The following is a 20,010-nucleotide window of genomic DNA, read 5'->3' on the forward strand; positions in this document are numbered from 1 at the left end:
AGCTGCATTATCGAGTAGCTCTTGTTCTCATGCCGCTGCATTAAAGCAGCATACGCAGCTGGGTATACCCCGTTTTCCAATATCCTGTGAATACGAAAATCCGTAAACTCTGGCGCTTGTAGCGTTGCAGACTACTCGCCTAAAACTTCAATCTCAGTTTGGTCTATCAGCTCACTCGTTTTAAGCCACACATTGTCGGTTGTGCCGAAATAATCGTTAAGGTGATTCGCAGCCAAATAAGTTTTTAAAGAATGAGCTTGATGAATGCTGGCACTGCTATAAAGTGCCTTTTCCAGTAATTGGTCACTTGTCATTTTTCCTCCTTGAAACGTGCTCCTTGACTCTATGATGAGAAATGGCGCCATGTGAGATGAAAACACAACCAAAAATGAATCATTGCCGCCATAGTCGTTTGTTATACGATTCTATGCATCCTACTTTTCGATGTGTTCTTCAGTTAGTAGCGGAATAATCTTGGGCTCCAGATCTTTACGTAAAGTTGCTGCATGAGAGAGCAGTTTCAAAGACATATTTTCAAAAATATCCAATTGTTCAAGACTTAAACACCTTGAACTTCTATTCCTTACCGGCTGAAGCATTTGAAAATTCCCGTAAGTATGGACACTAAACTTCATTTCAATAGCCTGAGAATCTGAATGTGCAATAAGCTGATTCCTGAGCTGGATTAAAAACTTATGTAAGGAAAGTTCGTCAGGTGATAGAACTTTTAATGCGGTATTAGGTAGATCAGGCACCCTAATTTGATTTCGAGAGTCATTTCCAGAAAATGGCTTACAATAAGATAAAATCATCGTATTAGTTAATGCAGAAAGAACAAGAGAATTGCCTTCGAAATCAGCGTAAAGTTTATTATTCTTAATATAGCTAACAATATCGTGAGCTTCTTTAAAGTCTGCAAATGAGATAGCAACTCGCTTGAATTGCCTAAACAAACCGTCACTTTTTCTATCCACAACAACCTCTAGTTTATTCGAATCGTATAACGAATGACATGGATTCCCCTACCGATGATCTGCCACACTTATGTGTTAGTAAAATTCATCGAAGGCACCATGTCTGAATATTCTTATTTCTACGGTACCGACCTAGCTAAAAGCCACTTTAGTCTTCAGCTGAAGACCCAAATGGTATGGTAACACTTCATAAGTCAGGAACCCGTTCTAAACTACTGACTGCAATAGTCAAATATGCCACTTCACTCAATTGAAACACCTTAAACACACAACTAAACCGAACAAAAAATGCGAACGTTTGTAAGTCCGTCTTAAGCGTTTATTATAACTAAATTCTGCGGATCACATTTGTTTTCATTATGAATTTAAGAAGTGAATATCGAATGATCCTTTCCATACCAATAAATGTCGGTGACCGCTTGATAGTTTTTTTCATATCTTTATCTTCCAATACTGGTGTTCCATGATGCACTTCTTCATTATTATTTAAATAGTCAACAGACATCCAGCCAGAAGGCGTTTTTCCTGCATGCACATACTTACTTCGTAAAGTATAAGCGGCTTTTAATCGTTGTTTGATATCAGATTTAGTTAACTTTTCAAAATCATGCTTCGACTCAGTTCTATCGAAAAACTCATCATCCAAACAGTCGATTAAAAATTTACAGAATGACTCTGAAATACCCATTAACTTTTTGCTAACTTTCTTATGAAGTTGTTCACCATCTTCACCTAGTTTTTTCAGTTTTTCTAGTAGTTGCTTACTACCCTCATCGAGTAGATCGTCAGTGTCATATTCAAAATATGAAGCCAATATTTCACCAGCAGTAATTAAGCTAAGAAAGGCAAGTTCAGGGTTTTCTTCGACTATACGAAGAGACTGAACATAAAAACGCCCTGCGTACCAAAAGGTCGACTGAGCGTCAACAGTATCCTCATCATGTTGAAATAAAACGTCTTGTATTAGATTTATGTTCTCAAGGTTTAACTCTATTTCATAATCAACTCTAGGCTTAGAACTGTTTATGGTAAGATTTTTGTTATGTATTTTATGATTTGAATTGAGATCCGGAAGGTAAGCCCATCCATGCTGTTGCAAAAGGCCATGAGAATCAAATACTTTCCCAAAAAGAACTGACAATGCAATGCAGAAGTTCTCTCCAATTTGGCTATAGTTAGGAATTACAATAGTGTCCTTTTTGTACTCCGGAGTTTCGACTGTCACCTCGATGTACTGCTTGTAAGTCCTTTCATCTTTTCTCGCCGACTTCACACCCAAATTTTCATTAACAACGACAGCTCTAAAAACATCATTTTCGTAATGACCAATAAAGTGAGACGGAGTTGAGATCAAAAGCTTTGTAATGTCTTTTCGGGGCATCGGAAGTGCCATATTTATTCCTTAGTTATAACGCCCAGCTAAGTAGCTGACAACGCTACCACTACACTTAAATTTACCACTTAAATCACTGAAACCAAACGGAGTTTAAAATGCCAAGCGTTGACAGTCTGCTTAAATGCTTGTAGCTGCCTACCGAAAGCTAAATGGCCCTAATCTCACAATTGACGTCGTCAAAGTCACTGGGTTGTAGTCTATTTCTAACCCCATAAACGAGAACGAGAGTGACTGGATAGTACCTTCATTTATCCCTGCCCCCTCTGAGTGTGTTAGATCTAAATCTTGGATTTGATCTTCAACTGGAGTACCCGCGCACCGAATAAACAACTTTATTTCTTGAGAAGGATTCAATCTTGCCGACTCGATACTCAACTCATTTTCGTTGTGTATCACTGTCATAGAAGTAGGAGATACCTCGAAATTTTCAATTGGTGCAGTTGTTTTCAGTCGCAGGATAATATTGTCCGTACCTTTATTACCACGACTTGTAACCGTAATAGCTACTGGAGAATGAGGCATATCAGAGATGAATGATTCAGGCACACCAAAATCTGAAAGTTGCGATACCTCATAAGTTAATTTTGCGACCTTACGTGTACTGAAGTGTGTATACATAGCCCAAAGTAGTGCTAGCGCAGCCACTACTGCGGAGCCAATTGAGACCATTGTTGCAGTATCCAATTCCAAGAACTATCTCCAAATAAACAGCTAAGTAAAAACAAGGGCATTCTAAAGTATAAGTTGCATATATGTCACTTCATGAATATATGTAAGACTTCCCGTTGGGGCAGCTAACGCCGCGTTAAGGTGTGAGCGGCGCTTGCCTATACTTTGAGCGAAGCGAAAACGGCAAGCGTTGCGAATCACTCTTAAATGCTTGTTAGGGTACTTTGATTGCTGATATATCTTCACTACCCCAGCCTTTTAAAACTTGTTCTTTGTAAATATTATTTTTCCTGCGATATATAATTTCAAAGAGCTCTCTTCCTGCGGCTGTCAGGTTACAATTTGAGAGTGAAAAGTATTTTTTATTTTCTGGCAAAGTCAGTTTGTATTTTTCATCGAAGTACTCTAATGAAAATGAACACAAGGGTATTCGATAACCATCCCATATGTTTATTTCAACTAATCCGCATGTTTGAAGAGTAACAAAATCACGAAACTCCAAAGCATCGATCCCCATAGAACCAATACCATCGTCATCTTTCTCTATTTGGGACAAGATCACCCATGATGACTCATGCTTCCACACATATTGGGCTAGATTTGAAAACAACTCCGCTTCATTTTTTTGCAGTGTTTTTAAAACTGATAATGTGCGAATAGAAAACGAGCCAGGTTCAGAGACTTCGCCAGCAAGAATCTTTGCCCATATCATTTGCATTGAGCTTCTACTAATATTCTGACAACTATCAAAAAAGTTTAGTAACCACTCTTCGTCTATCAGTTCTTCAGAAACTGAGTCTGGCAAGTTATCCAAAGACATTTCGATTATGGATTCAATGTTCTGCTGTCTAACAACTTCTTTATGGTTCAAGCGAGCTAAAGCTCTAGCTTCAATATCTGAAACCTCAACTCTAGCTTTTGCTTCTATAACCGATGCATCAGCATTTGCCTTTGCTATTTTTCGAATTTTCGTCGGTTCATATAATGTACCTATTGCACACTGAACAGATTCAATCAATTTGGTCACTGGCTGAGACAACTCGCCAAGACTAATTGCTGATATTTCATTTTTTGTCATAAATTCTCCTGTGCCCTCACGCCCTGTTAAGGTGTGAGCAACGCAATACCGAAGCTCCCGAATACCACCTTAAACACAAAACGCAACGCATAGCAAAAATGCCAAGCGTTGCGAATCACTCTTAAACAGATTATTAGGGCTCTAACCCGCGCTCAGAATAGGCCAACCATTATTTGCACGCCACATTTCTTCACCTAGTTTAAGCATAATTTTTTCGGATGCTTTTGAAGAGGTCTTTAACTCATTTTGTAGGTAGTAAAAGCTCCAATTATATTTATACAAACAACTATAGTTCGATAGGGCTAATGCTGCGGTACCTTTATGCCCAAACGTATGCTCACGAGCTCGATCTTTGAGCTTCTTGGCCATACCTGAATAGACTGGCGTGATCCCTAATTTTGAAATAATGAGTGGTGAATCAAATAGAGATCGAGCTCTTTGACCTAAATTATAGTTCTTACACTTTTTAGTCTCATCAGCTTCATTTGCATATGTCTTGGGAGGAGCCGGAAGACCTTTAAGGATTTCTAACGGTGTATCAGTAGCTAAGAAATACCAACCAGGCTTATTTGGTATTTCAGCATGCCAATCAGATTTATCTAAATCAATCTTAGCTTCAGTAAAATCTGAACTAATCAGATCCTGTAATTGTTTCATATTTGCCTCTGAGCCCTGACGCCCAATTAAGTAGCTGACAACGCTACCAATACACTTAAATTTGCCACCGAAATCACTTAGGCTCAACCAAGTTGAAAATGCCAAGCGTTGACAGTCTGCTTAAATTACTTGTTATGTGTTGGCTGCGCGCGATGCTAGCTGGTCATTGTATAGATTCACTGCATAGTCTGTAGCTTTCGAGACAAAATGATATCCCGCCATCGCCACCACTTGATATTGTGGACTATCGCTTTCAATACCGAATACTTTTAGTGCCGAGGGGTGAATAAGCTTTGAACTTAATTTATAGAAAAAATCATAGTCCTCTAGATAATCATGCTCATTAGCTAAATTCCGCATATTAAAAGGGCGAGTTATGACGTTTTCAAAAGGAAGAGTAGTCGTCTCTTCCTGAAAAACACTTAAAGCGCCTTCTGGTATGGTATAACCCACCGCTTTACACTTTTTCACAAATGCAGCGTTTAGATCGTCTCTGTCACCTGCTAACTGAGCATAAAACCTTTTTAATGAACCTTCATTTGAGTTGACTTCAAGCAGGATTAAGTACAATTCAAAAATGTTTCTGCTTGCGAGTGTTACTACCGAGTTATTATTTCGATTTCGAAGCCACAGATCGACTTCATTATTAATAGCCTTGAAAAGGTGAATATTTAGCAAAGACTCTTTAGTCAGAGACTCCACTTCCCCCATCGAGCCTTCTATATGCGTAAGATCCCTATGGCACTCTTCAAGCATACCAACAATTTTTTTCTTTCCGTTCAAACTCATACACCACTTTATCAAATATATCGAGATATCCCGAACCAACACATAACGCCTTGCTAAGCGGATAAAAATGGTTGGTTAAAATCGCGAAGCGATAACCGATTTTTTTTATTCCGTTTAAGCAACTTGTTAGTATTAAATGTGCACAGCGACCAAATAATTAAGATGCATTTTTTCCTTGTCGTAAGGAATATCGTATTCAGTAAATATAGTTTTGAATTGACTAATTACTCCGTGTATAAAATAGAACAATTCAACTTCTTCATTGCTAGGTAAAACTATCATGGCACTATTTTTTTTCTGTTCAGTACCTGGTATTTTATTGAAGTCGCCATCTAAGTCTACGTATTCTTCTTGTGCAGAAGCCACATTTGACACACTCCGAACACCATCACTTAAACGAAAGTGTTTAGATGTGTTTGCTATATCTCGACAATACTCTAGATATTCACTCTGATTGCATCTGATATGAAAAGCGTTTTTACCTGCACCATCTAGATTTAGGAAATCAATACACCAATCTCTTATCGAATGGCCTGTTACAACAAAATTAAAAAGGTGATCAAATTTACATTCGACGCTTTCTGCTATATGACACTTTCGCCCATCTCTTAATAATTTATACAACATGTCGCGTGGTTCAGAAAATCCATGCAAGATACTCATATTTATCCTTTAATACTAACAGCTATTAGACAGAGAAATTCTGTATTTAAATGCAGAGTTTTTCTGTCTAGTTTCTTATGTAGCTTATCTTAAGCGACTTACTTTATTCATAACAACAATTTATCGTTCTTAGTTTGTGATTGAACAAGAAAATGTAGATTTTTTCTGTCTAACAAGATCAAATGTAGAAAAGTTGAGTTCTGTACTTAGTGGTATTGTTAAAACAAGTTTACTATTGACAATAAAGACAGTATTTCCACTTCCAAAAATCTGGTTATGTACTAATTTATAATTAAGATTAAATCAGAAAAATATCGAGGTTAACTTAGATAAAGTTATTCTATAAATTCAAACAAACCGGATTTTAATAACCCCCTACCCTTCATATGTTTACGATAAATAATAAAATTGGATTTTATAAAAACAATTTGATCAATAAGAACCTTTGTAAACTTTGAATTACATACTCTAAAAATAAATCTCCCTGATAAACTTGTCATAGTTCCAAATGCTCTTCCAATCTTGATTCGCAACACATGGCATTAGCGTGTTGCATATAGACTTCCTATAAAGCCGTTGGGAAGAAGGAGTTTATATTAAAATCAGGAACGAAAAATGAACCAACAACGTCAACTAAGCTGGAAAATAGCAGCTATTCTAGGTACATCTTTTGGCTTTAATGCACACGCTGCAGAAATGGTCAGAGTCGATAACGATACACTGCTACAACAAAGCCTCGTCGCGCAGTCGAAGAGTGTTGCTCCACTAGAATTAGGTTTTTCTGAAGTTAAACGGGTGGTATTGCCCAATGGAAAAACGAAGGTCCGCTACCAACAAACTCACTTAGGTTTACCCGTCTTTGATACTTCGGTCGTGGCCACTCTCTCCAAGAACCAACCCACTCAGGTGTTCGGCTCCATGGCACAGGGGATCAGTGGAGACCTATCCAGCATCGCGCCAAAACTGAATCGAGAACAAGCGATTGAAGCTGCGATATCCTCTCATCGCACGTTTACCGTCGGCAAAAAGTCGATTGAAAATAAAAACGCGAAACTGATGGTGAGATTGGATGAGAACCAAGTCGCCCAAGTGGTGTATCTGGTCGATTTCTTTATCGCGTCCTCTATGCCAGAGCGCCCTTTCTACTTTATTGATGCCACGACTGGCGATGTGCTCCAAAAATGGAATGGGCTAAACCACGCTAAAGCATTAGGTACAGGCCCAGGTGGCAACCTCAAAACCACTCGATATGAATATGGTAGTGACTTCCCTAGCTTTCCCATCGACAAAACAGGCACAACTTGTACGTTAGAAAATGAATCAGTTAAGACAGTCGATTTGAGGAACGGAACGTCCGGCAGCGCAGCCTACAGCTACAACTGTGCCGACGGAACCAACTACACCGATCATAAATACATTAACGGGGCATACTCGCCTCTTAACGATGCGCACTACTTTGGTAATGTCGTATTCGATATGTACAAAGAGTGGATGAATACGTCGCCGTTAACTTTCCAGCTGACGATGCGAGTTCATTACAGCACGGATTATGAAAATGCCTTCTGGAATGGTACATCAATGACTTTTGGAGATGGCAAAAATACCTTTTACCCATTAGTCGATATCAACGTAAGCGCGCACGAAGTCAGCCACGGGTTCACCGAGCAAAACTCCGGTCTTGTGTACAGAAATATGTCAGGCGGTATGAATGAAGCCTTCTCAGACATTGCGGGCGAAGCGGCTGAATACTACTTGCGTGGCAATGTGGATTGGGTGGTCGGTAGCGATATATTCAAGTCTGAAGGTGGTTTGCGTTACTTTGATCAACCTTCAAAAGATGGTCGCTCGATTGATCATGTCTCTCAATACTACGATGGTTTGAACGTTCACTTATCTAGCGGTGTTTACAACCGCGCCTTTTACCTTTTAGCGAACAAATCGGGTTGGAATGTACGTAAGGGCTTTGAAATATTCACAGTCGCAAACCAACTGTATTGGACGGCAAATAGTACCTTTGATGCCGGTGCTTGTGGCGTAGCGAAAGCCGCAGCAGACATGGGTTATGTGGTTGCTGATGTTGAAGATGCTTTTAATACAGTAGGCGTTAATGCAAGTTGTGGTGTGACGCCTCCAACTGGCAATGTATTAACGAAAGGCACACCGATTGCGAACCTAAGCGGGAATCAATCTTCGGAAAGCTTCTACACGTTCACTGTTGATTCTGCATCAAGCGTGACGGTTTCAATGTCTGGCGGTTCAGGCGATGCAGACCTTTATGTGAAATCAGGAAGCAAGCCAACCACATCAAGTTACGACTGTCGCCCTTATCGTGCTGGAAACAATGAGCAGTGCAGTGTGAGCGCTCAGCCGGGTGTAACCTATCATGTGTTACTGCGCGGATACTCGAACTACTCAGGGCTAACATTACGTTTAGATTGAGTTAGAGCGAGCCTCTTAAACAAGTTATAAAACGAAGAACTAGCGGTTAACCGCGAAATAAAAACCTACTCACTTTGAGTAGGTTTTTTCGTGAAACACCAGTGTAGTTAATAATATTGTAAATTATTTACTGATACGTTTATTAATTTATAAATATCAAGGTTACTTAGGCATTGTTTTATAAAAACAGTTTAAATTGAGATCCTGTGCTGCACAACGAAACAAAAATAACTGACTAACTTTTAAACACATTCACGTTACTGATAGGTTAATTCTTATAGGGCAAATGCTCTATTAATGATAAAAATTAAAATAAGGATTATTTATGAGACCATCTATTTCTATCAGTATGGTGCTTGCAACGACAGTGGTTGGCTTCCAGTCTTTTGCGCAAAATATTGAGACAACTGATTCATTAGGTATTGCAGAAAGTAGCGCAGCGCAAAAGCAATCTTTGGCTTTACAAATCAGCGAGCGTTATTCCGATCTTGAGCTTTCCCTAAAGGCTCAAATCTCAGAAAAGAACTTATCCGCGCCTGTCGATAAATTGAGCTCTACTCAGCCCTACTCTGCATTTTCAAGCAGGATGCAGAAAGCGGACCTTGGTTATCGCAAAATGAAAGGGATCAACGAATTCAGCGACTCTGTGTTAGAAATTCGCATGGCTGATGAAGCGATGATTGAAGCCTGGAAAAACGGCGAAAGCCCATTATTTGCGTTTGAACCATCAGGTGATGATTCGAATTGGCAATACATTGAAGCGTATGACGTGTACGGACAGGTTCATGAACTCGATGTGTACCAAATGCCAGACGTCCCAGTATTTGTCGTCGATAGCAACGGTGCTGAAGAGCTCAAAGCAGGCTTAATGGCAATGCAGGCTGAAATGCAGAAACTGGGTACAACAACGCAAATTAATTCAGGCTCCAAAAACACAAGCAGCAACAGTGAAAGCCGTAGCACTAAGACACAAACATTTATTGGTAAGGCTACGCGCTCCATGGCTATGTCAGAACCTGAGCCGTTGAATACCACTCAGTTAAAAAAGATTCGTTTGGCTGTAGACCAAGAACCGTGGATCTCTGGAAAAGCTGAAATCTATGCCATTGTGACAGGGGTAGATTCAAGCCGCTTAGAGCCTCAAATAGATCTAGTAGAAATGCCTTATCTGGATTATGACAAACAGACGTACTACCCAAATCAAACCGTCATTTTCTGGCCTCGCTACCGTTGGGGCGCTGCAGATATGATCTTAATGGAGCACGATGATGGAACAGACTATAAAGCGCTAGCAAAACTCTTAGTTCAAGCCGCAGAAGAGATACTGAAGATGATTCCTGATCCAGAAGTTCAGGGTTACGCGATCATCCCTCAGATCACAGGCAAGATTATCGATGTGATTCCTGATGGTGTATTAGTGAATGATGATGACTTTGTGGACGTGTACTACACCTTAATGCAAAACACCTCTTATGTTGATCACCCAGGTGCCGGCGGAAATGCAGTAGCTTCGTTCGCCCCGGTGACTATCTCTCCTACAGAGTAGTTGGTACTTTCTTGATTAGGGCTTTCTCGGTTAGGGCTCTGCCACACAAGCCCTAACGCTTCGTTATTCGAGATGACTCAGCGTATATACCTCGTGTAAATAAACTTTAGGTATATACGCTTTTATCGCTTTAGGCTTTAGGGAGCATGCAGAGAGGACCAATTATAGAGAGTAATCAAACACGATGATGTCGTCTAACAGCGGACGAAATACATCTTTCAGCGCATCATGCTCTGGATGTGGAAGATAGTTCTGACGCCCCTTTTCATCCGTAAACGTCATTAAAACTGAATGGGTATAACCTTGGTTCTTATTCTCTGGGCTATCATTTAACCCCCACTCTACTGAAGTTACCCCGTCAACCTTGTTTGGCATCGCTTCAAACAGCATCTTTAGTTTTTGAACCTCTGAAGCCTCTGCGTTTTCTTTAAACTTAATCAGTAGAATATGACGAATCATTCCCGTTTCTTTTTGAGTCATTCCTAGTCCTTTTCGAATCGTTCGCTTACTGGCTTGTAATGCTTAACCAACACCTAATAGCGAACTAGAGTTAGAGTTAGAGTTAGAGTTAGAGTTAGAGTTAGAGAACAAAATGCCACACGTTACACAACATGCCAAGGCTAGATCACTAGGTTTTATAAAACACTCCAAATCCCAAAACAAAAAATGCTGCACCCGAGGGCGCAGCATTTCTTATGACAATGATAGTAAGGTTAATACATTAATCTCGGCGGCCATTCAACTGGATCGCTTGGTCTTGATCAACGTTCTTTTGGAATTTTATTCCACCATTAGCCGCTTCATTTCTTCCTTCAAGAGTAGGGTTAGACTCTACACGCTCTGCGTTTACCTGATTACCCTCGCTTCTTGTCATATCGATGGTTCCTGTATAAGTTCCATCAGCAGCAAAAGCAGTATTCATTGAGATAGCCATCAAGCCTAGTGCGATTAACTTTTTCATACATCACCTCTTATGATTTTTTAATATTATATTTGTTTGGTTGTTGAGTTTCTTTGTTGAAATAACTTTAACAACCGAATATCAGCTTTTCGAGGAAAACCAATATTTACTAAATGGAAACTCGTTGATAAATCAAAGAAATAGTTCACATCTTGACGTTGTGCTGTCTTAAAAGCTGGCAGTGATGATTATGATATTAGAGTCAGATGGTCTTTAGGCTTTCACTGCGCCAAAGATTAGCATCGTTATCATCTAAGCAATTCGGAGTGCTTGTGGACATCAATCTCGATATTCAGAATATCTTGGTCATCAAACGTATGTATGAGCTTCGTAATGTTGGCTTAGTTGCAGAATCGCTAGGAAAAACCCCAGGGGCGATCAGTAAGAACCTTTCGAAATTAAGAGTACAACTGGACGACCCACTGTTCATTCAAACCAAGCATGGGTTCGAACCAACGACATTTATTGAAAACAATATTGATAATTTTGAGCAGATACTAAGCAGTGTCGAGGCGATAAAGCATCAAGAGTTCTGCCCTGTATCTTATCAGGGAGATGTAAAAATCTACGCCAATACACTTTTTTGGGAGCGCTTTGGTTCTAAGCTTTACCTCACTCTGAGTAAAGGAGCCCCGCATGTTCGCTTCTCACTGGAGAGATGGAGCACTAATGTAAAAAACAGAATCATCGAGGGTGAAGACGCAATAGCCGTTCACTACTTTGATGAAAGCCTGCCGCAGTCCATTTCACAGAAAGAGATTGGAAAAGGAAAAGTCGTATTCTTTGTGAGAGAAGATCATAAAGCACAAAGCTTTAAATCGCTCGTCAACTATCCAATCATCTTATTTAAAACCCCGGGCTGGAATGACAATAAATACCCTATTCTCGATCGCCTTCGAAATATCGGATTTCATGTCGATCCAAAAGTGGAAGCCGATCACCCCGCAATGATCCACGATATTGTGCTGAAATCCGATTATTTTGGAATCACCCTAGATGGCAGTGTGCCAGAAGGGTGTCGCAGCATTGATTTACCAGAAAAGCTCACGATTGATGTGAGTTACGTGATGAGTTGCCGTCGTTCTCAGAAAGATGCTCCATTGAATCAGTGGTTATTCCAAATGTTGAAGTCGACCCTGAAAAACAAACAAGCGTAGCCTCAATCAATCCGCTCATGCTCAACCGCCCACGATTTCACTTCCAGACTTCCGCAAAAGAAAAGGCTCCCGGGGGAGCCTTTGATTATGTTTCTAGTGACTATTCGCTTATGTTTTTATTTTAAAATGCTTCTTCGAGCGTTTGTTCATTCTTTTTTTCTGTATGTTTTTCAACGGTTTCTACCTCTTTCAAGCGCGCTGTAAAGTGTCTTAACACAGGCGGTTCATAGGTAAAGTCGAGCCCTTTTACTTTCCCTGCATTCTCTTTTACTTTCTCGAATGCTTCGATGATGAAGTCCATGTGGGTTTGTGTGTACGTCGCTCTTGGAATAGTAAGACGCAATAGCTCCGCAGGGCATGGGTGCTGTTCACCTGTCGCTGGGTCGCGGCCTTGCAGCAATGAACCAATCTCAACCGCTCTAATACCTGCCACTTTGTACAGTTCGCACGCCAAAGCATGTGCGGGGAACTGACTAGCAGGAATGTGTGGAAGCAGTTTACCCGCATCGACAAATGCGGCATGACCGCCTGCTTGCTGACACACGATACCCATTGCTTCTAATCCATCAACGAGATATTGAACCTGGCCAATGCGGTACTCCAACCAATCTTGACGCATACCGTCGTATAGACCCACGGCTAAACGCTCCATCGCGCCACCTTCTAAGCCACCATAGGTTGGGAAGCCCTCTTGAACTACACACAGTGTTCGACACTCTGTGTACACATCCATGAAAGAATCGTCTTTGAAGCACAACAAGCCACCCATTTGCACCATCGCATCTTTCTTAGCAGACATAGCTAAGCCATCCGCGTATTTGTAAGACTTACGCGTGATTTGCTCGATTGTCCAATCTTGATAACCCGCTTCGCGCTGTTGAATGAAGAAGGCATTTTCAGCGTAGCGTGCAGAATCCATAATCACTGGAATATCGTACTTCTGAGCCACGTCATACACAGCTTTCAAGTTCGCGATTGATACTGGCTGTCCACCAGCCGAGTTACAGGTAATGGTACTCACGATGTAAGGAACGTTGGCAGCGCCCGCTTCTAAGATCGCTTCTTCCAGTTTCACAACGTCGAAGTTGCCTTTAAAGTCGGCATTCACTGAAGTATCGAACGCTTCTTTGGTGTAGACGTTTTTCGCTACACAACAGTTCACTTGAGTGTGACCTTGTGTTGTATCGAAGAAATAGTTAGACAGGGCGACCATTTTGCTGCGATCGAGTCCTTTCTCCATTTCACGCTTCTTGATAAGAACAGGAATGTAGATCTGCTCGGCTCCACGCCCTTGGTGTGTTGGAATCGTCAGTTGGTAACCAAAAATATCTTTCACTGCATTCGCCAACGCATAGTAACTTCGGCTACCACTGTAAGCTTCATCACCCATTAGCATCGCAGCTTGCATGCGTTGGGTGATAGAACCTGTACCACTGTCGGTCAGTAAGTCGATAAACACATCATCACTATCCAGTAAGAATGGGTTCATGCCCGCGTCAACAATGGCTTGCTCACGATATGCAGAGGTTGTTCTTTTTACTGGTTCTACAACGCGAATACGAAACGGTTCTGGTAGATGCTTGAAGTTTTCCATAATAGTACCTTTCAACAAATTCAGCCTAAACGGGAAAAGCCAAATTCATTATTTTTAAATGTCACGAGTCATCACCATTAATTTAATTTAACGCACGATCACTCTCGTAATAATTACGATGAAAAATTAACAGCTAGAAATAATTTATTTAATCAATAACGTATTGATTAGGATCCAATTAATAATAACGAATAGATAAGAACTTCATGCACAACAACACAAATAGCGGCCGCATGGGTTACGAAGCTTCTTAAAGACAAAATTAACAGGATTGGCAAAGCTCAAGGGCTCTGCTGGCGCGTGACGCCTAGAGGGTACTACTCTGAAGAAAGGTGAAACGAGAGCTGGTGATCTAAAGTATACCAAGCTAACAAGGTTAGCCATGTGGTTGATTGCCATTTCAGATACATGTTCACAATATATCCCTACGTTGAAATCAAGGTGATCCGAAATTTAAATATAGTGTAATTGTTTTATAAATACAGCGAAAGAAAGTATAAATGTGATCAATATTTAGAATGGCAATTAAATACCATAGCGTGTCATATAAACTGTGAATCCCATCAGTTTATATACTATTAAACTAGTTCGTTGAGTTACTTAATAATATCGAATCTCTTTTAAACTCAATACTTATCTAATAAGGGGCGAAGATGGTTGTTTTCTAAAAAGCTCTCATCTAATAAAGCCAAGCACTAAAACTCGCCGACCTAGAATAGCTAAGTTCTGATGAGCCTCAAGCCCCCCACCAGAACCGTATTCGCAGTGAATGACTTACTTCTTCTTAACCACTTGTTTAATCGCCATTTCAGCCAACTTCGGTGTCGCAGCTTTCAGTGCACTTGGTGCGACCTTCTTACCGGCCTTCACTACTTTGTTCAGTTGACCTTTAACCGACGTTCCCCGTTTCATTGCCTCCAAACGTTGGCGGTTTCTTTGCACATTATTAGCATCAGCTATGCCTTCGATTAGCATCTGCTTGAGTGCTTCTAAGCCAAAAATCGTCTTTTCTGGCGCAATAGCGAGCGGCAACACGATATCAGACTGCAGCAATATATGGTTGTATTCGAGTGCTTGAGCAATGATCTTTGCTTTGGCCGATGTTGGGTTCTCTAAATCATACGGAGGTTGCCACTCATCGACAGGCTTTAACCTATCTACTTGATTGACAACCGAGACAACTATCGGCTTCTTGCGTGAGATGTTTTTAGGATCGTCATAAAAAGCATCAAACTTGCCCTTCAATTGCTTATCCAGTTCACGAGCCGATTGATTGGCTTTAAGAACCCAAAGTACAACATCGGCTTGGGTCATCTCTTTAAGCATCAGAGCTTCGGTTTTGGCATTGCCATCCAGCCCTTGAAGATCAACCACTCGAACATCATTGTCATCGACAAACGCGTTGTATACGGTTGAAGTGTCGGTTGATGGCAATACATCCACCTCGGCAACGAGCTCCTGCTTGAGCGCATTAATCAGTGACGATTTACCTGAGCTTGTTTGCCCCACCAGCACAATTCTTACTGGCTCTAATTCTGGTGCAAAGCGTTGTTCATCTATTTCAGAAACATCAGACGCTCTTAATGCTTCATCTTCAATGCTGAATCGACCGCTATAGAGATCAATCGCTACCGCGGCCACCTCATCGAGTAAGGCTTGTTTCGCGGCGTATTGCATGTCATCCACCACGCCTTTGGTCATAGATGATGTCGCTTGCTCTCGACCTAAATCAGAAACAACTTTTAGCGGGTTCAAATACAGATTCTTAAGGTGATTGCCCCAGATAGCGGCTTTAACGATCTTCTGCCCTAGCTCACCGTACTTGTCATAGGCTTCGTAGCCCGCTTTGATATAGGAAACCTTAAGATACTCAATTCCCGGTATATGTTCCCGTACCACTAACTTGTATCGTCGGCTCACTTCTTCAAACAGCTTCAGCCCTTCAGGGATTGAAAAATCGAGTGATTTCTTATCAAACTTTTTGGCGACGAACTCAAGTACCTCTATACCGGTTTGGTCGAGATTACCCCACTCGATGTCGACCATTAATTGTTGTCGTACATGGTGTTTCGAGTCGTTCCAGATTGATAGCTCTGCTTGAGACCATTCATCGGACGCTTTGACCAACGCATCATTGATGTCTGAATTCTTGGGCGATGCTCCGGCTTCAGGTTGAACATCACTTTCATCATGTGAAGAAGAGTCGCTATAAGTTGATTTACGCGAAGAGCGGCTAGAAATGAATAAAGGAATCGTGAACACCAAGGTACTCACCGCAATGGCAATCGACATTTCCAATAGGTAGCCATATTTGATCGCCAAGAAAAGACCAAAGGCCATCATGATGATGCTAGGGAAGATGGCCGAAATCAGAGCAATGCCCCAACGTCCACTAGACAGAACCGCCAATAATCGAAATAGGTTTCTAATTTTCTTCATAGCCCGACGCCGCCTTACCTTTTTTCAGGGATTCTTTGTAAATCTTTTGCATCTCTTTCTCAGAGACTTCTTCGCCTTTGTTCTTATGATAGAAGTAAAAACAAGCCGCGCGACCTAAACCATAGCTGGTACCGAAACTCATGGCGGCGGCTGCAACCGCTCCGACCGTTTGACCATAAACCGGAATCAACTTTATCAGCTGTCGAGTGCCTAGCTTCATTCCGTATTGCAAAGCAAAGCTGCTTCCCAAAGTGCCTATCAACTCACTGAAGACTCTCTTGTTCCATTCGACCCCATATTGGTTCGCCAAACTGTGGAGCATTTTCGCTTGAATCGCAGGTACAGACACTAAGCCAACACCCGGAATCAGGTCGCTCGCCGCTGCGCTTCCCGCGTACCAAAGCACTTCGTTTTCGACTTGGTCAAAGTTGGCTTCTTCTTGAGTGGAATGCTCTTTGTCTACCACCATCATTCCAATAACAGGAAGGATGTTGGTCAGCTTTTCTAACAAAACGTCATAGTTGTAAACTGAGCCACTGTTATTACTCAAGTCATCCGTTTCGAAATCCACTGCTACTGACTCAAGCCCCTTACCCCAAGCCTTCTCTACTTGATTGATGTTGAACTGAATTTGTCTTGCGCGGTCTGTTTCATTGGAAGACAACACTGCAGTATGAACAAGCAACAAGTGTTTAATTTTCTTTTGCTTCTTAATCTGTTTCAGAGCTGTAAGTACGGCAGACTGTTCAGGCTCATCGGCTTTCATCACCACGACTAACGCATTACCCGCTTGGCCGATCTCTTCTAGATCCTCTTTAGGATCATAATCCGCCTCACCCAACCCTCTGGTATCGAGGAATCGCATTACCGGCTTAATTTGAGGAAACTCATACGACATTGCCGTCATAGTGCATGGAGCAAAGCCATTCCCCACTTCAATAGAGGAATCACCCGTGACCGCTTGAATAAACGATGACTTGCCCGCTCCCGTTTTGCCCAACAGCCACAGCGTCGGCAGATGCTGACGTTGGTATTCCTGAGCCTGTGTGAGGTCTGGATTCTTACTCGGATTGATGAAATCTTTTATTTGATCAAACATGGTTGGCTAACGCTCACTTAATCTTGAAATTCGGGGTGGTGACAACGCAATACTAGCTTATATAATCACAAATCCTATTAGACTTATGTTTGTTCAGTCGCACAGGTTTACAATACCTAAACACTTGTTTTTATGTGCACACTTATTTTGTCTACACGCTTTTTTATACGTGCGTGTATCACTATATTGATTCACGCATCGAATGAACAACAAACACAGAGAAGTAAAAGGTAAGTATGGAACAAATCTATTTGGCGGGCGGTTGCTTATGGGGTGTACAAGAATTTATCAAATACGTTCCGGGTGTCATCAGCACAGAAGCAGGCCGTGCGAATGGAAACTCCGCACAGACAAAAATCGATGCCGTAAAAAGTAATACAACGGAAAACGGTACATCAAATAATAGTGGCTATGATGGCTACGCGGAGTGTGTCCAGATAGAGTTTGACCCAAGCATCACTTCAGTAACCATTCTGATGGGACATCTGTTTGAGATCATCGACCCATACAGCGTCAATAAACAGGGCGTCGATGTGGGTGAGAAATATCGCACTGGTGTTTACAGCACTAATGCCCTGCACTTAACTGAAGCTGAGCGCTATATTACCTCTCGTGATGATGCAGACCGAATCGCTCTCGAGATCCTGCCATTGACCAGTTATGCCGCCAGTGATGATATCCACCAGCATCACCTTAGCCAGTTCCCTGAAGACCACCACTTGTGCAATATTCCTTGGGATCTGCTGCATAAGTATAAATAACAGTAGTCACGACGTAAGATTGAGATGGTCACGACGTAAGATCGATAAAGCCTCAACAGGCATTACCCGTTGAGGCTTTTTAAGTTTTAATGACCCAGACAGCTATCGTAAATTTGTTTGATAGCTCAAACCATTAAGCGTTTAGCATTTAGCAATAAGTTACTTAGTCGTATTCTCAAGCACGTAATCTGGACCCGCCGTTTCAGCCGTCACGACCGCAAGTTTAGACACGTCTGCACCTTCGCCTTGGTAAGCGTTAATGCCATTCTCAACCGTCATTTTTGGCAGCTCAACCGAGTAGCTCGAAATCTGCTCAGATGCTGTCACTTGGCCAACATATGTTTCATTGTCATACGTTGCACCCACTAACGGGTAATCTTCCGTTGCGCGAACACTGACAAACTCTGGAGACTCTGAATTGTCGACAACGTTATGATTAAACGCGATATCAACACCGGCATAAATCTTTTCAACTTCGGCATTATTGAACAGGCTCACACGGTGAGTTTGATTGCCATAGATAATGCCCCACTGTGTATCAACCAATGAGTTGTTCTCAATGGTGATGTTTTTAGGCGTCCACTGTTTGTTAAGCTCTTTGCCTTTAACCGACTGATCTAGCTCTTCGCCGTTTGCCACATCAATGATACCTGTATTAATCACAATACCACCACGTAGGTCAGCATTGCCTTCAATTACACCGTCACGTCCACGTGTATTCGCAATGTAGTTATTACGGATAACATGGTCTTCATCATAGATTCGAATACCACCAGTTAAGTTCTTTTTATTACCTAGAATAATGTTATTTTCAACACTACTTCCTTTACCATGACGCAAAGAAATCAAAGCAGAACTTTCAAAAATTGTATTACCAGAAATTGTGTTGCCACCCGACTTAACTGAGACAAGCTCGCGCTCGCCATCCATGTCGATCATCAAGTTATTCACGAATTTTGAATTGGAATCCCACTGAGAGGATTTTGAATCACCAATACGAAATGCTTCCCAGCTGTTGCCGTTGTAACGAATCGCTTCTTTGATGTCGAATTCATTAAACTGATTCGGTTTCTGATCCATGAAGATGTTATTAGCAATCAAGTGATTGTCTGCAGAATCATCTTTCTGTACACCAATCAACGTACCGCGCTTTTGTTTGCCTTCAAAGCGGTTGTTGATCACTTTGCCGTCTTTACCCCACAGAGAAACCCACAGGTATCTCGGGTATTCAGAACGACGCTCATCGGGTTGATATTCATAAGCGTGGTTAAAGTAGTAAAAGGTTGAATTTTGTAAAGTGTTGTTGTCACCCATCATTCGAACGCCGCCAAATCTTTCGTTTGGACCACCTTCGGTAAAGACCAAGCCATCTAGCGTGATGTCATCACCTTTAAGTTCAAACTGAACTAGGCCAGTTAACCATACAGAACCGGCTTGCTCTGCTTTAACGGTAATGTCATTCGCGGTAATAGTTATTTGACCTAAGTTCGCGTATTTACCGTTAGGAATAACAACTTCGTCGCCATCTTTTAGGTTTTCAAATTGTGCTTTAAGCGCGGCTACTTGCTCTTCTGATGCAACGTTTATTGTATTGCCATCCACCTCAGTTAAGCGGTCACTACTCAATAAGTAACTACGGTCGATTTCGCTGATCGAAGGTACCGCTTGTTCAGCCATGCTGACCACGGGAGCTGCTTTTTCTTGAGTCGTGCAGCCTGTCGCGAAAGCTAACGTAAACGCGCTAATAATGCTTACCGATAATAGTTTTTTGTTCATCGTACATCTCAC

General features: G+C 41.5%; 18 protein-coding genes and 1 pseudogene. 5 read left to right on the forward strand and 14 right to left on the reverse strand.

Annotation, left to right across the window (positions count from 1 at the left end; translation table 11 throughout):
• Nucleotides 1-14: 14 nt before the first annotated feature.
• Nucleotides 15-314 (reverse strand): annotated as a pseudogene (locus tag DUN60_RS24965) (hypothetical protein); the annotation flags it as partial.
• A gap of 120 nt (nt 315-434) precedes the next feature.
• Nucleotides 435-974, reverse strand: a complete 540-nt coding sequence (locus DUN60_RS07430; protein WP_114633632.1) for a hypothetical protein — start codon at nt 972-974, stop codon at nt 435-437.
• A 33-nt stretch (nt 975-1,007) separates the two neighbouring features.
• Here DUN60_RS07430 and DUN60_RS24665 point away from each other — a divergent pair, with 33 nt between their 5' ends.
• Entirely contained in the window at nt 1,008-1,157 is a 150-nt protein-coding gene (locus DUN60_RS24665; RefSeq protein WP_244212212.1) for a hypothetical protein, read from the forward strand.
• 145 nt (nt 1,158-1,302) lie between these two features.
• Here DUN60_RS24665 and DUN60_RS07440 read toward each other — a convergent pair whose 3' ends face one another.
• From DUN60_RS07440 to DUN60_RS07465, 6 genes are all read right to left on the reverse strand, one after another.
• Complete coding sequence (locus DUN60_RS07440; protein ID WP_114633633.1) at nt 1,303-2,367, reverse strand: HEPN domain-containing protein; 1,065 nt, start codon at nt 2,365-2,367, stop codon at nt 1,303-1,305.
• Nucleotides 2,368-2,505: 138 nt separating this feature from the next.
• Nucleotides 2,506-3,039: a hypothetical protein gene (locus DUN60_RS07445; RefSeq protein WP_162808216.1), complete on the reverse strand. Its 534-nt coding sequence runs from the start codon at nt 3,037-3,039 to the stop codon at nt 2,506-2,508.
• 214 nt (nt 3,040-3,253) lie between these two features.
• The gene (locus tag DUN60_RS07450) at nt 3,254-4,117 is read right to left on the reverse strand and encodes a DUF2806 domain-containing protein (RefSeq protein ID WP_114633635.1); all 864 of its coding nucleotides are present in this window, start codon (nt 4,115-4,117) and stop codon (nt 3,254-3,256) included.
• 141 nt (nt 4,118-4,258) lie between these two features.
• Nucleotides 4,259-4,774, reverse strand: coding sequence for a hypothetical protein (locus tag DUN60_RS24440; protein ID WP_162808201.1), 516 nt, complete (start codon nt 4,772-4,774; stop codon nt 4,259-4,261).
• 132 nt (nt 4,775-4,906) lie between these two features.
• The gene (locus tag DUN60_RS07460; RefSeq protein WP_114633637.1) at nt 4,907-5,563 is read right to left on the reverse strand and encodes a hypothetical protein; all 657 of its coding nucleotides are present in this window, start codon (nt 5,561-5,563) and stop codon (nt 4,907-4,909) included.
• A gap of 132 nt (nt 5,564-5,695) precedes the next feature.
• The gene (locus tag DUN60_RS07465; protein ID WP_114633638.1) at nt 5,696-6,226 is read right to left on the reverse strand and encodes a hypothetical protein; all 531 of its coding nucleotides are present in this window, start codon (nt 6,224-6,226) and stop codon (nt 5,696-5,698) included.
• A 615-nt stretch (nt 6,227-6,841) separates the two neighbouring features.
• Between DUN60_RS07465 and DUN60_RS07470 the strand changes: the two genes are divergently transcribed.
• Together DUN60_RS07470 and DUN60_RS07475 are read left to right on the forward strand one after the other, a co-directional pair.
• Nucleotides 6,842-8,665, forward strand: coding sequence for a M4 family metallopeptidase (locus DUN60_RS07470; protein ID WP_114633639.1), 1,824 nt, complete (start codon nt 6,842-6,844; stop codon nt 8,663-8,665).
• 325 nt (nt 8,666-8,990) lie between these two features.
• Complete coding sequence (locus DUN60_RS07475) at nt 8,991-10,211, forward strand: DUF3103 domain-containing protein (protein WP_114633640.1); 1,221 nt, start codon at nt 8,991-8,993, stop codon at nt 10,209-10,211.
• Between the two features lie 162 nt (nt 10,212-10,373).
• On the opposite strand, the gene DUN60_RS07480 is transcribed toward DUN60_RS07475, so the two are convergent.
• The gene (locus DUN60_RS07480) at nt 10,374-10,691 is read right to left on the reverse strand and encodes a Dabb family protein (RefSeq protein WP_016767095.1); all 318 of its coding nucleotides are present in this window, start codon (nt 10,689-10,691) and stop codon (nt 10,374-10,376) included.
• A gap of 241 nt (nt 10,692-10,932) precedes the next feature.
• Complete coding sequence (locus DUN60_RS07485; RefSeq protein WP_114633641.1) at nt 10,933-11,172, reverse strand: VPA0252 family protein; 240 nt, start codon at nt 11,170-11,172, stop codon at nt 10,933-10,935.
• A gap of 272 nt (nt 11,173-11,444) precedes the next feature.
• Here DUN60_RS07485 and DUN60_RS07490 point away from each other — a divergent pair, with 272 nt between their 5' ends.
• Nucleotides 11,445-12,329 carry a LysR family transcriptional regulator gene (locus DUN60_RS07490; protein WP_054547442.1) on the forward strand — a complete coding sequence of 295 codons (885 nt, stop codon included), beginning with the start codon at nt 11,445-11,447 and terminating at the stop codon, nt 12,327-12,329.
• Nucleotides 12,330-12,450: 121 nt separating this feature from the next.
• Here the strand turns inward: DUN60_RS07490 and tnaA are convergent, their stop codons facing one another.
• The 3 genes from tnaA to DUN60_RS07505 all read right to left on the reverse strand — a co-directional run bounded on the left by tnaA (nt 12,451) and on the right by DUN60_RS07505 (nt 17,461).
• Entirely contained in the window at nt 12,451-13,923 is a 1,473-nt protein-coding gene (gene tnaA / locus DUN60_RS07495) for a tryptophanase (protein ID WP_114633642.1), read from the reverse strand.
• A gap of 774 nt (nt 13,924-14,697) precedes the next feature.
• On the reverse strand, nt 14,698-16,362 hold the full coding sequence (locus DUN60_RS07500; protein ID WP_114633643.1) for a GTPase family protein: 1,665 nt from the start codon (nt 16,360-16,362) through the stop codon (nt 14,698-14,700).
• Nucleotides 16,349-17,461 carry a YcjF family protein gene (locus DUN60_RS07505; protein WP_244212213.1) on the reverse strand — a complete coding sequence of 371 codons (1,113 nt, stop codon included), beginning with the start codon at nt 17,459-17,461 and terminating at the stop codon, nt 16,349-16,351. Before DUN60_RS07505 ends, DUN60_RS07500 begins: the two co-directional genes overlap by 14 nt.
• Nucleotides 17,462-17,697: 236 nt before the next feature.
• On the opposite strand from DUN60_RS07505, the gene DUN60_RS07510 reads away from it, so the two are divergent.
• Complete coding sequence (locus DUN60_RS07510) at nt 17,698-18,222, forward strand: peptide-methionine (S)-S-oxide reductase (RefSeq protein WP_114633644.1); 525 nt, start codon at nt 17,698-17,700, stop codon at nt 18,220-18,222.
• A gap of 159 nt (nt 18,223-18,381) precedes the next feature.
• On the opposite strand, the gene DUN60_RS07515 is transcribed toward DUN60_RS07510, so the two are convergent.
• Nucleotides 18,382-19,998, reverse strand: coding sequence for a polysaccharide lyase 6 family protein (locus DUN60_RS07515; protein ID WP_114633645.1), 1,617 nt, complete (start codon nt 19,996-19,998; stop codon nt 18,382-18,384).
• Nucleotides 19,999-20,010 lie beyond the last annotated feature (12 nt).

The organism is Vibrio splendidus, from assembly GCF_003345295.1.
In the GTDB taxonomy this organism is placed as follows: Bacteria; Pseudomonadota; Gammaproteobacteria; order Enterobacterales; family Vibrionaceae; genus Vibrio; species Vibrio splendidus_K.